This window comes from Paenibacillus sp. JQZ6Y-1, from assembly GCF_040719145.1.
Lineage (GTDB): Bacteria > Bacillota > Bacilli > Paenibacillales > Paenibacillaceae > Saccharibacillus > Saccharibacillus kandeliae.
The window spans coordinates 2,408,237-2,421,394 of sequence record NZ_JBFDUZ010000001.1; the positions used below are offsets into that span (position 1 = coordinate 2,408,237).

Annotated in this window: 11 protein-coding genes; 5 read left to right on the top strand and 6 right to left on the bottom strand. The window is 47.7% G+C overall.

Annotated features, from left to right (window positions below):
* Positions 1-32: 32 nt before the first annotated feature.
* Positions 33-1,457, bottom strand: coding sequence for a 3-isopropylmalate dehydratase large subunit (leuC, locus tag ABXR35_RS10230; protein WP_367059100.1), 1,425 nt, complete (start codon positions 1,455-1,457; stop codon positions 33-35).
* 318 nt (positions 1,458-1,775) lie between these two features.
* Here leuC and ABXR35_RS10235 point away from each other — a divergent pair, with 318 nt between their 5' ends.
* The gene (locus ABXR35_RS10235; protein ID WP_367059102.1) at positions 1,776-2,702 is read left to right on the top strand and encodes a LysR family transcriptional regulator; all 927 of its coding nucleotides are present in this window, start codon (positions 1,776-1,778) and stop codon (positions 2,700-2,702) included.
* A 216-nt stretch (positions 2,703-2,918) separates the two neighbouring features.
* Here the strand turns inward: ABXR35_RS10235 and ABXR35_RS10240 are convergent, their stop codons facing one another.
* The gene (locus ABXR35_RS10240; RefSeq protein WP_367059105.1) at positions 2,919-4,058 is read right to left on the bottom strand and encodes a phosphotransferase family protein; all 1,140 of its coding nucleotides are present in this window, start codon (positions 4,056-4,058) and stop codon (positions 2,919-2,921) included.
* Between the two features lie 180 nt (positions 4,059-4,238).
* Between ABXR35_RS10240 and ABXR35_RS10245 the strand changes: the two genes are divergently transcribed.
* On the top strand, positions 4,239-4,964 hold the full coding sequence (locus ABXR35_RS10245; RefSeq protein WP_367059108.1) for a DsbA family oxidoreductase: 726 nt from the start codon (positions 4,239-4,241) through the stop codon (positions 4,962-4,964).
* 221 nt (positions 4,965-5,185) lie between these two features.
* Here ABXR35_RS10245 and ABXR35_RS10250 read toward each other — a convergent pair whose 3' ends face one another.
* The 4 genes from ABXR35_RS10250 to ABXR35_RS10265 form a co-directional block, all read right to left on the bottom strand.
* Positions 5,186-5,302 (bottom strand): putative metal homeostasis protein, encoded by a 117-nt coding sequence (locus ABXR35_RS10250; protein WP_367059111.1) that lies wholly within the window; start codon positions 5,300-5,302, stop codon positions 5,186-5,188.
* 217 nt (positions 5,303-5,519) lie between these two features.
* Positions 5,520-6,125: an alpha/beta hydrolase gene (locus ABXR35_RS10255; protein ID WP_367061332.1), complete on the bottom strand. Its 606-nt coding sequence runs from the start codon at positions 6,123-6,125 to the stop codon at positions 5,520-5,522.
* A gap of 222 nt (positions 6,126-6,347) precedes the next feature.
* Positions 6,348-7,286, bottom strand: coding sequence for a ring-cleaving dioxygenase (locus ABXR35_RS10260; RefSeq protein WP_367059114.1), 939 nt, complete (start codon positions 7,284-7,286; stop codon positions 6,348-6,350).
* Positions 7,287-7,595: 309 nt separating this feature from the next.
* Positions 7,596-8,405, bottom strand: coding sequence for a carbon-nitrogen family hydrolase (locus ABXR35_RS10265; RefSeq protein WP_367059117.1), 810 nt, complete (start codon positions 8,403-8,405; stop codon positions 7,596-7,598).
* A gap of 305 nt (positions 8,406-8,710) precedes the next feature.
* On the opposite strand from ABXR35_RS10265, the gene ABXR35_RS10270 reads away from it, so the two are divergent.
* The 3 genes from ABXR35_RS10270 to ABXR35_RS10280 all read left to right on the top strand — a co-directional run bounded on the left by ABXR35_RS10270 (position 8,711) and on the right by ABXR35_RS10280 (position 13,143).
* Positions 8,711-9,922, top strand: a complete 1,212-nt coding sequence (locus ABXR35_RS10270; RefSeq protein ID WP_367059120.1) for a pyridoxal phosphate-dependent aminotransferase — start codon at positions 8,711-8,713, stop codon at positions 9,920-9,922.
* A 697-nt stretch (positions 9,923-10,619) separates the two neighbouring features.
* Positions 10,620-11,729: a glutamate 5-kinase gene (gene proB, locus ABXR35_RS10275; protein ID WP_367059123.1), complete on the top strand. Its 1,110-nt coding sequence runs from the start codon at positions 10,620-10,622 to the stop codon at positions 11,727-11,729.
* A 154-nt stretch (positions 11,730-11,883) separates the two neighbouring features.
* Positions 11,884-13,143, top strand: coding sequence for a glutamate-5-semialdehyde dehydrogenase (locus ABXR35_RS10280; RefSeq protein WP_367059126.1), 1,260 nt, complete (start codon positions 11,884-11,886; stop codon positions 13,141-13,143).
* Positions 13,144-13,158 lie beyond the last annotated feature (15 nt).

Below are 13,158 nucleotides of genomic sequence, written 5' to 3' on the forward strand. Positions count from 1 at the left end.
GAAGACGATTCACTGTCCAGACGGCACAGTAATCAGTTCAGTACAGGCTCGGATTTGAATTCCCAGTCGCGTACATCGGTAAAGTGACCTTTCACCGCTGCCGCTGCTGCCATCGCTGGCGATACGAGATGCGTACGTCCGCCGCGACCTTGACGACCTTCAAAGTTACGGTTGGAAGTAGATGCACAGCGTTGTCCCGGCTTCAGTACGTCTGGGTTCATTGCCAGACACATACTGCAACCTGCTTCGCGCCATTCAAAGCCAGCTTCTTTGAAAATAACGTCCAGACCTTCCTTCTCTGCCTGCAATTTCACGCGACCAGAGCCAGGTACAACGATAGCAGTCAGACGATCCGAAACTTTGTGTCCACGCGCTACTTGAGCAGCGGCACGCAAGTCCTCGATACGACCGTTTGTGCAAGAGCCGATAAATACATAATCGACTGGAATTTCAGACATTTTGGTGCCTGGAACGAGATCCATATATTCAAGCGCTTTTTCAGCAGCTCTACGTTCATTTTCAGTTGTGAAATCAGCCGGGTTCGGTACACTAGAAGTAATATCTGTACCCATACCTGGGCTAGTTCCCCAAGTGACTTGCGGAATCAATGTTTCTACATCAAACTCGATAACGGTATCATACGATGCGTCTGCGTCAGATGTCAGTTGCTGCCAGCGGGATACCGCTTCGTCGAACGCTTCACCTTGCGGTACATATTGACGTCCACGCAGATAAGAGAATGTCGTTTCATCCGGTGCGATCAGACCTGCGCGTGCGCCGCCTTCAATCGACATGTTGCAGACTGTCATACGTTCTTCCATCGACAGCGCGCGAATCGCTTCACCGGTGTACTCGATAACATAACCAGTTGCAAAGTCAGTACCGTATTTGGCAATTACGCCGAGAATCATATCTTTTGCTGTTACGCCGGTTTTGCGTTTGCCGTTAAAACGAATTTCCATCGTTTTGGATTTGGATTGTTGCAGACACTGTGTTGCCATGACGTGTTCCACTTCGCTTGTACCGATACCAAAAGCAAGTGCGCCGAATGCACCGTGTGTGGACGTATGGCTATCGCCACAAACGATGGTTTTGCCCGGATGTGTCAGTCCCAGCTCAGGACCCATAACGTGAACCACACCTTGATCAATCGTATCGAGGTCAAACAATTTTACACCGAAGTCGCGACAGTTCTGCGTCAGCGTATCGATCTGCTGTTTGGAAATCGGGTCGGTAATATTGAAGCGGTCAAATGTCGGTACATTGTGATCCATCGTTGCAAATGTCAACTCAGGACGACGTACTTTACGGTTGCTCAGACGCAGACCTTCAAACGCTTGTGGAGAGGTAACTTCGTGGACCAGATGCAGGTCGATGTACAATACGCTCGGCTTGCCTTCTTCGCTATAGATTTCGTGATTGTCCCAAATTTTCTCATACAATGTTTTTTTACTCATCATATTCACCCCATCATAGATTGAGAGTTGGCAGTGATCATTTTTCAACAAAGCCTGTTCCACAAGCTTTGCAAACCTTCGGACCTGAAAAATGTCGTTCTGCGCTTCCCTGTGCTGTGCCTCATTTGAGGCTAATTATTATACGGCTTGCGGTGTAGCGTTCACTGTATCGTCCGATCATCATGACGACGACCTTTTTTATAATGATTACAATATAACATTGCTTGTACGATAGGTCTAAGATATTATAACTATAGAAGCTATAGGTTTATCTTATAAGAAGATTAGAGCAAGATCACATACCAAAGGAGCCACATTATGGAACTCAGACAACTACAGTATGCCCTGCAAATCGCCGCCGAGCGTAACTTTTCACGTGCAGCCGAAAAACTGCATATCGCCCAGCCCTCCCTCAGTCAGCAATTGTCCAAACTCGAAAAGGAACTCGGTGTGTTGCTGTTTCAGCGGAATACGAGTAATGTAGAATTGACGCACGCCGGAGCGAGCTTTGTAGAGCATGCGCAGAAGATTATCGATTCCGTTGAGCAGCTGCGCCGTGAGATGGCAGACATCTCTCAGCTGCAAAGCGGACGCGTGATCGTTGGCAGCATGCAGATTACTGGCTCCCATTTGCTGCCCCATGTGCTGCCTGATTTCCGTACCAATTATCCACAGATTGATGTTGTGTTATTAGAGGATACTTCGCTCAATCTGGAAAAGTTAACAGCCAGCGGGCAAACCGATCTGAGTCTGCTTGCGCTACCGCTGACCGAATCGTCACTCACCTACGAGCCGGTTGCTGAGGAGCTAATCGATCTGGCAGTACCGCCCGATCACCCGCTTGCCAAGCGCTTCCTCGGCGGTGACCATACACCAGTACGGTTGGAGGAGCTAAAGGATGAGTCGTTTATCGTTTTGAAAAAAGGACAGGGCTTCCGTAAAATTGTATTTGATGTATGTAAGGAGGCTGGCTTTGAACCGAAAGTAGTATTTGAAAGCAACAATATAGAGACGATTCAATCGCTGGTAGCGACCGGCATGGGGGTCACATTTGTACCTCATTATATTGCACGCGCTCGCCGAGGTGAATTTTTACCAGTATACCTGCCGCTGGCTGAACCCATTCCAAGCCGGACGCTGGTGCTTGCACGTCGTAAAGGTCGGTATTTATCCAAGGCGGCAGAAGCGTTTATTGAATCATTCAAAGATACGATGGAAAATGTAGTCACGCGCGAGCGCTTGTAGAACATAGAACAAACGGCACGCTTGCCTACTATGGATCGTAACGACGAACAAAAGGATCGACATCACAACCATCGCCATACACCATAACAACATTATGATGAATAGCAATCCAAACAACATCAACATAGCCTTGGCTGACTCTAGTACATATCAGTACATAGGATCAGCCAAGGCTATATTGTCGTTCACTATGGATTCAAAAAGTCAAAGCGATAACTACAACTTCTCAATAATTCGATCCAATGTACGCATTTTCTTACGAATCCAATGCGTGAACATTAATTCCTCAAAGTTGCCTTGCCCCACTGCACTCGATTCTCCCCATTGCAGAATCAATTGGTATAACAAATGAATATGCAATCGATCAATAAAATCCGCTTCTGTTTCAAAATGTAACGCTTCAGGCGTTAGATCGCGATAACGTAAACGAATATACGCATGCACCCATTCATGTGCCAATACCGTCTCTTGGCGATCAACAAGCATGATGATGATTTTCACCAGATCGGCAGCCGGATCACCAAAGTAGGCGGTCGTAAAATCGAATATTCCGCTGAGCTTCCAAGTGATCGTATGATCTTCTTCTGATACATGCTGCTCCAGTAGTAGATTTTCCGACTTAAAATCGCCCATAACTACAGTCGGACAACAGAAACGCTCCAATGTTGGCATAACATCCTGCAATTGCTCAACTATGTACTGCCATCCTTCCTTGCCAACCGTATCGCAAAATCGCTCCGCGTCTTTCAGCCAGTAGAACAATCTCTGCTCCAGCCAATGCGCAAATGGTGTAGCTGGCTGCACATACCCCTCCCATGCAAAAGGCGGCACTATTTTCCTGCCATCATACCCCGGTGCAAACTCAGATCTCAAATCGATCATTTCCCCCTGCATACCATCCCATTCGCCTACTTCTTCCACTCGCCAGCTATGCAGCTGATGAAGCGTCTGTGACAGTACATCCAAACATTGTACTTGGGATTGCCGATCGGGCAGACTATCCCAAACCTCATGAAGATGCACGCCTGTCATTTTCGGCATGATAAGATAGCTCCATCCAAATATATCCTTTTGCTCATCCAACATGTAAGGCGACGGTACAGGCAAATGAGTACGCTGAGAAATCTGATCTGCAAAAAACTGTTCTTCCTGCCATTGCCCCTTGTATATAGGGTTGCCTTTTAATATATAATGTCCGCTGGATGATTGAATGGATAGCGTTTGTGCTGACCGTCCATAAGGAGTGAAACGCCAGCTTTGCAGTTGTCCAAGACCGTGACGATCTAGCGCCTGCTGTAATTGTGCCTCTGTCACACCATGCACAGAACGAGACGAAAAATAGATGGTTGTGCTCATTCGATCACCCTTCATCATTTGTTCAGTTGATTATCAAAAGTAATCGTTATATACTGAAGAAGGATAGAGTTGTAACTAACACGGATACAACGTGTCGTAACGTATCTGTATTCACTATCTTCAGGTATGGAAACGATTATACCATGAAGCAACCTAATTTTGATTTGGAGGACAACCATTATGAAAATCGATATCTGGTCCGATTACCAGTGTCCATTCTGCTATATCGGCGAAACAAGACTGCATAAGGCACTGGAGCAATTCCCGCATGCCGATCAGGTGCAGGTGAATTATAAGAGCTTTGAGCTGGACCCTTCTGCGGAGCGCGATATTCCACTGACCAACAATCAAATGCTGGCGCAAAAATACAATACCAGCATTGAGCAGGTGCGTCAGATGAATGCCAATGTAGGCGCACAGGCAGCACAGGAAGGATTGCATTTTGAATTCGATAGCATGATTTTGACGAACAGCTTTGATGCGCATCGTCTCATGCAATTCGCTACCGCCAAGGGAAAAGGCGAAGAAACGAACAAAGCGCTGTTCCATGCTTATTTTACCGAATCCCGTCATATCGGCGATCATGATACACTGGCTGATATTGCTAGCACAGTCGGTCTGGATCGCAACGAAGTGCTGAATGTGCTGAATAGCGAGCAATATAGCGAAGAGGTTCGCCGTCAGGAGCGACTGGGCAGCCAGCTCGGTATTCAAGGGGTTCCGTTCTTCGTGATCAATGACAAATACGCTGTATCCGGTGCGCAGCCGACCGATGCCTTCAGCAAAGCACTGTCTGACATCTGGGCAGAGGAACAGCCACTGCAAATGCTAAACGACTCGGAAACTGGCGATATGTGTACCGATGATTCCTGTGTCATTCCAGATAAAAATAAAGATCAGGTATAAGCAATTATCCTCATTTGAATACGTGTCATCAAATGAATACGTGTCATCAAAACTCCCGATACTTCTTTTGCCAAAGAGGTATCGGGAGTTTGCATATCCATCTATGATCCATTAACCTGATATAGCATGGAATGTTTATTTGGTGAATTCACATAAAAGTCGAATATGGAATGATGTATTGTCATTGCGTTTGGAGTCAGCGATCGTAGTGATACAATATTTTATTTCTGACGCTTCTGCTTTTTGGCTTCTTTGATTACACGTAGGGCACGAGCACGTGTAACTTTGTTTGGACTTTTCAGCTGGCGATATGCAGTTGCTGTATCGGTTTTGGTCATAGCATTCACCTCCAACAGGATAGACGACAAGGAAGCTCTCCATTCTTCCTTATCTTCTCTTTTTATTAATAGTAATTATTACGATTTAATAATATGATAAATGATAAGCATTCTCACTGTCAAGTATATAATACCCTTCTTTTTTTATGAAACGTCATTCTGATTATAAAGAAGCGGTATGCCCATTTTGTTCGGCATACCGCTTTGGTTACGTTGATTAGAATTGACGGTTAAACCATGTTGCCGCAGCCTGAGCTTCGCTTGCTGTCAGCTGGTGACCATTATTTTCCCAGAGCAGTTCTACCTCAGCTCCAGCATCGGTTAGCAATTGCCCCAGCTCTTCACTTTCGGCACGCGGAACAATCGGATCGTTACTGCCGGAAGCCATGAATACGGGTGTCCCCGTCAAATCTGGCAACGCAATACTGCGCAGTGGTACCATGGCGTGATGCAAAATCGCACCTTTCAGCGCTTGTGCATCATGGAATAGCAGGCTGGCGGCGATATTGGCACCGTTGGAATACCCCACCGCTACGATATTGCGACGATCAAATCCGTATTCGGTTGCTGCCGCATCCAGAAAGGCATTCAGCTCATGTGTCCGTGCGATCAGATCCGGTTCGTCGAAGACACCTTCTGCGAGACGGCGGAAAAAGCGGGGCATGCCATTTTCAGATACATTGCCGCGTACGCCCAATACGGATGCTGTTGGAGCAATCAGTTCTGCTAATGGTAGCAGATCACGCTCTGTTCCACCCGTGCCATGCAGCAGCAGTAATACTGGCTGCTGTGGATTACTACCCTGTTTGAAAATATGCTTCATCGTTTCTGTCGTCATGGATTGAATCCTCCTATTGAGATGAGTATGAAATGTGTACATCTATCGTTATACAGGATGCGTTTGTGTCAGACTGCATCTTTATTCTCATGTGCAAGGGTCATGAGTCTGCGCCATATTGCATCTTTATTTCCTGTATGCTTTTTTCCTGTATGCTTGTTGTTCGTAAAGTAATGCCATGTCATAGAAATGCTGTTGAGCATCCGCTTATTGAAGCTTGCGTACTTGAATTGGCAGCAGATTATTTTCAATCAGATCGCGTTGCGGCTCATACCATTCGGGCAGCTGCAATTTGCTTCCCAGCTGGTCAGCCGTTTCATCGTTCGCGAAGCCCGGTGGATCGGTAGCAATCTCGAACAGAATGCCGCCCTCTTCACGGAAATAGACAGCGTTAAAGTATTGTCGGTCAATGACCGGAGTCGGCTGGAAGCCTGCTGCTGCCACCTGACTGCGCCATTGGTCATGCTCTTCAAAATCAGCTGCACGCCAAGCGATATGATGCACTGTACCCGCTCCGCCAATACCGCGCGGCAATTCGTGATTGTTCACATCAATGATATTGCCAATATCGCCAGTAGCTTGAAAACGTACATATCCGTCTTCCTCAGCGATCCGAGTCAATCCCAGCACATGCTCCACGGTATGGAGAGTGCGTTCAGGCAAAGCACTGAACAGTACGCCACCACCGAAGCCCTTGATCGCTTCTGCCGATGTAATACCATCCCATTCCCAAGTATTGACTGCGCCTGCTTCCCGTTCTACCAGTTCGATGCGCAATCCATCATAATCGGTAAAGCGCAGCAATTGCTCGCCAAAGCGGCTGACTGACTCCACCTCAACATGTAATCTTTGCAAGCGTTCTGCCCAGAATGGCAATGCTCCCGGTGGTACTGCAAATACGGTAATACCCAGCTGTCCGCTACCTACCACACCGCGACGTGCGCCTGGCTGCGGGAAGAAGGTGACGATGGTTCCCGGTGCACCGCCTTCATTACCAAAATACAGATGATACACATCTGGTGCATCAAAGTTAATGGTCTGCTTCACCATGCGCAGACCGAGAATACCAGCATAGAAATCCACATTGCGCTGCGGATCAGTAACAAAGGAAGTAATATGATGAATACCTGCGGTACGAAGAGTCATTTTGTTCAGCTCCTTTTGGAATATGGATGATAATATAAGAAATGTTGAATATCTTAATTTAAGACGTTTTGTATAGTTTTATTATATCCTGTTCCTCTGCAAATGAAAGAGTAAACAGCAAAACAATTTCAAAACCACAACTAACTTACTTTTAGTTAGTTTTGTTCTTTTATAAACATTCTATTCCTGTTTCGCTATTTCTTCATAAAAAAGCTCCTTGTCATTCCACCAGTACAGAGCAGGACTGTAACGGAAACGCCAAAGAGCTTTCTCTTTATAGATAAACCATATGATCAACAGTCATACCATTTATTCCTGATGCCGATACAATTCTGGGCGACGATCAGCGAATACCGGTATGCGTCCACGTACCTCATCAGACAAATCTAGATCAATCGTAGCGGTCAGAATACCTTCCTCTTCCCCACTCTCGGCAATCACTTCGCCCCAAGGATCAATCACCATCGAATGACCAAAAAACCTACTTTTCGCGTCGCTTCCGACACGATTGCAGGCGATGACATACATCTGATTCTCAATCGCGCGCGCCGTTAGCAAGGTGCGCCAATGATGCAGACGTGGATGCGGCCACTCGGCAGGCACAAACCACACCTTCGCCCCCGCTAAGGCGAGCGTACGTGCCAGTTCAGGAAAACGAATATCGTAGCAGATGGATGCCGCCGCCGTTACATCCCCTAGCGGAAACAATGCTGTCTCTTCACCGGGTTGCATGAACTTTTCCTCATCCATTAGTTTGAACAGATGAATTTTGTCGTACTTCGCCTGCTGCTGTCCATCTGCTCCATGTACATATAACGTATTGTAAAAGCCGCTGTCACGCTGCTCTGATACCGAACCGCCGACCAGCACCACCTGATGTTTGCGTGCCGTCTCGCTCAGCCAACGATTAATCGGGCCATGCTCCGGCTCAGCGATTCCATCCAGTCGATCCAGCGCATAACCGGTATTCCACATTTCCGGCAGCACAATCACATCTGGGCGCTGCTCGGCGGTCATGGCGCGCTCAATCCATTCTCCAGCACGCCGTATATTTTCCTGCGGCTCCGCCAAGGCGATATCCATTTGAATAAGACTGATATGGTATTGCCGTGCAGTCATTGCTCATCTCTCCCTATGTGCTTGATATTGCATTTATCATAGCCGCAGCAACGACACAAAAGCAATATTTCCAGACAATTCCTCTATACCAATCGGAAAAATCGTGATAGATTAGGATAACTATGTAAGCACCCAGAGAAGAGGACCCCATTTGCAGAATCGTCAGCGAGGATCAGGTTGCGTGTCATATCTATACCGGCTGATGTATGCTCAATAGAAGCATTTGATTCCTGCTCAACCTCTAGCCTTTTCATGACGTATACTAATGTACCATCTCAACTACAGTAACCGGAGTGATGAAGCCGATGTCCAATGTGAACAATAGCAGTGTATCCGCATTTCCGATTATACCGGCGGGAATGATGAATGAATTGCCGGAGCAGTTTTTTGCCAAGCTGGTACAGGATGTAAATCGGCATGTGAACGCCGGGCATGATGTGATTAATCTAGGTCAGGGAAACCCGGATCAACCGACTCCACCGCATATCGTGGAAGAACTGCGCGAAGCAGCAGGCAATCCGCAGTACCACAAGTATTCTCCATTTTCCGGCTATCCTTTTCTGAAAGAAGCCATTGCGAAGCGGTATAAGGAAGATTACGATGTCGATCTGGACCCGCAGACAGAAGTAGCCATTCTGTTTGGCGGCAAAACCGGTTTGATTGAGATCAGTCAGATTTTACTGCAAAAGGGCGATGTATGTCTTGTTCCCGATCCCGGCTATCCTGATTATTGGTCAGGTGTGGCATTATCTGGTGCCGAGATGAGCTTTATGCCGCTAACTGAAGACAATGCTTATTTGCCGGATTACAGCGCCATCTCGCCGGAAGTATTGGAACGGGCGAAGCTGATGTTTCTCAATTATCCCAATAATCCAACCTCGGCGACGGCTCCACTTTCGTTTTATGAAGAAACGGTGGAATTTGCGCGCCGCAATCAGGTCGTTGTAGCGAGCGATTTTGCGTATGGAGCAATTGGATTTGATGGGCAGAAGCCGGTTAGCTTTTTGCAAGTTCCGGGTGCGAAAGAAGTGGGCGTGGAATTCTATACCCTATCCAAAACGTACAATATGGCAGGCTGGCGCGTAGCGTTTGCGCTTGGTAATAGCGAGATTATTCGTCTAATTAATCTGATGCAGGATCATGTGTATGTCAGTCTGTTTGGCGGTATTCAGGCAGCAGCAGCACGAGCATTGACTGATGATCAGCAATGCGTTACCGATCTGGTGGATCGCTATGAATCGCGCCGCAATGCCTTTTTTGAAGAACTGGACAAGATCGGCTGGAAGGCGGAAGCACCCAAAGGCTCGTTCTTCTGCTGGCTGCCTGTTCCAGAAGGTATGGATTCACGCCAGTTTGCTACATTGCTACTGGAAGAAGCGCATGTGGCAGTTGCACCAGGTATTGGCTTTGGTACGGGCGGTGAAGGATATGTGCGCATCGGCTTGCTTACGTCCGAAGAACGGTTACGCGAAGCGGTACAGCGGATTGGCAAGCTGAACTTATTTGGTAAAAGCTGAGCTTGTTCTGTAGAGAATGAACTCATTTTGTAGAGAGTGAACGTATTCTGCAGAGAGTGAATATTTCGTAAAGACTGAACGTGTTCTCTAATCAACTAAGATCATCACTTGAACTTCTGGCAGATGTTTTACAGATAACTAGCTGAATGTATTTGCTAGCGCTGTTGCTTGAAACCTACAGCATATATTTTCCGCAAATACCGATGTTCTGAATATAAATTACACTATCCCTGCCACGCGGTACTTGGCAAAAGTCACAGTCCGTGCTATCCTAATCAGCAACACCGATTGTACGGAACCCCGTTCATCGGACATAAGGACATTATTATCTGACCGAAGTGGTGGATACACCGCACGGACAATTATACAGAACGCAATGAAGGGAATAGTAAGCAAAACAGCGGCGTGCATAGAGAGTGAATTCCAGAGGCTGAAAGGATTCACCGCCAGCTCCTGCCGAACCTGCCCCTGAGCTTTCGGCGCCAAACGCCGAACGGACTTGCCGCCGTTATCGGGCTTCAAGCCGGACAGCTCTGTGCTGTCAATAAAGGTGGTACCGCGGAAGTGTAGACTTTCGTCCTTTGTATTCATGCTGGATACAGAGGGCGGAAGTCTTTTTTGCATTCTGCCCTCGTATGCCGCAGCATGCCATCATGAAGTAATGTTATGTCGTATTATGCAGAAGGAGTGAATCATCATGCAACACCAGCGTATTGTCGTGAAAATCGGCAGCAGCTCGCTGACTGGACCACAGGGTGGTCTGAATCATGAGGCGGTCAACTTTTTTGCCGCCGAAATCGCTGCATTGCAGCAGCAAGGACATTCGGTGCTGCTCGTTACCTCTGGTGCAGTCGCTGCCGGATTCCGCGAGATCGGTTATGTGTCACGTCCACGTTTATTGCACGAAAAACAAGCCGCCGCATCGGTTGGTCAGGCGCTGCTCATGCGCGATTACCAGCAGGCATTTGCCAAGCATGGGATCGTCAGTGCTCAAATCTTACTCACACGCGGCGATTTTACCCATCGCAAGCGGGCAGGCAATGCCAGCATGACGATTGAGGAATTGTTGAAGCAACATGTGATTCCGATTATCAATGAAAATGATACCGTCTCGGTAGACGAACTCAAATTCGGCGATAATGATACCTTATCCGCGCTCGTCGCTAATCTCGCCAAAGCATCGCATCTGCTTATTTTGACTGATGTAGATGGATTGTACAGCGCCAATCCGAGCAAAGACCCGGAAGCAGTGCATTATCCGGTGATTGATGAAATTACTGACGAAATCTATGCTATGGCGGGCGGCGCCGGATCAGCAGTCGGTACAGGTGGTATGCGCTCCAAAGTGGATGCTGCCAAAATTGCCACCCGCGGAGGAATCGAAGTCTTCGTCGGGCGTGTCAAACAACCGGGTGACCTGCTGCTAGCAGCGAACCATCAAGGTAAAGGCACATATTTTTCCACTCACAGTGCGGCATTGCCGATGAAAAAGCAGTGGCTCGGCTTCCTGTCCGTACCGCTCGGCACATTGATCATTGATGAAGGTGCAGAACAAGCGCTAGTCGGCAATGGACGCAGTTTGCTACCAGTAGGCATTCGTCAGTTAGAGGGACAATTCCATGCGGGGGATGTGGTCGAGGTACAAAACATGCAGCGTGATGTACTCGGACGCGGCATCGTCAATTACGATTATGACCAATTGCAGCAAATTATCGGTTTGCCAAGCGGTAAAATCGCCGAAACGTTAGGTGTCGATCATGTCCAGCATCTCGAAGCTGTACATCGAGATGAATGGATTACATTATAATAAGAATGAAAGCATACGCACTACACCTTTCTATCGTATATGCAGTTACGAATCATAGCTTTATATGTATAGGACAAGCATAGCGAGTTATAACGAAATCTATCATTACGAAGCAAGCAGATTATCACATATGATGTTCAAGGAGGACTACGCAATGACTGAAGTAAGCGAAGTAGTACAAAAAGCAACACTGGCAAGCCGTACTGCCCTTCCCCTTGCCAGTGTCTCTACTGCCGACAAAAATGCGGCATTGCGACTCATGGCAGACGCATTGGTGGCGCAGCATGAAGAGATTATTGTCGCCAATGAGGTGGATATTGACAATGGACGTGCCAACGGCACTTCCGAATCCTTACTGGATCGACTACGGTTGACCAAGGAACGGATCGAGGATATTGCCGAAGGGTTACGTCAGATTATAGAACTCAACGATCCAATTGGCGAGCTGCTGGAAACCATTCAGCGTCCCAATGGTCTGCAAATCCACAAAATTCGCGTACCGATCGGCGTGATCGGCATGATCTACGAAGCCCGTCCGAATGTAACCGTCGATGCGGCGGGGCTGGCGCTCAAAACAGGGAATGCTATCGTACTGCGCGGAGGTTCTGCCGCCCTCTCCTCGAACCGTAAAATCATCGAGGTGATGCACGGCGCGCTCCATGATTCCGCCGTGCCAGCAGATGCGCTGCAATTGATCGAGGATTCAGATCGCGCTTCTGTCAATGAAATGATGAAGCTAAACGGTCTGATTGACGTGATCATTCCACGCGGCGGTAGTGCCCTTATTCAAAATGTAGTACAAAATTCCACCGTACCCGTGATCGAAACAGGCGCAGGCATTTGCCATACGTATGCCGATGAATCTGCTGACCACCAGATGGTGGCAGACATCGCTATCAATGCCAAAGTGCAGCGTCCTTCCGTCTGTAACTCGATGGAAACCTTCCTTGTTCATTCCGGCTATGATCAGCAGACATTGATCCGTCTGGCTGAACAACTGCGCGATGAGTATCATGTGGAGCTGCGCGGCTGTCTGCGTACGCGTGAATTACTGCCATGGGTAACAGGTGCAACCGAGCAGGATTATGCGACCGAGTATAACGATTATATTTTAAATGTAAAAATTGTTGATTCGCTCGACGAGGCTATGCAACATATCGCGACCTATGGCACCAAGCATTCCGAATGTATCGTGACCAAGGATCAACATCATGCCAATCGCTTTATGCAGGAAGTGGATGCAGCGGCAGTATATCATAACGCCTCTACCCGCTTCACTGATGGATTTGAATTTGGCTTTGGCGCTGAGATCGGCATTAGCACCCAGAAGCTGCATGCACGCGGACCAATGGGCTTACCATCTCTCACCTCCACGAAATACAAAATCTACGGCACAGGTCAAACACGCGGCTAAACGGAAGGTAGCAAG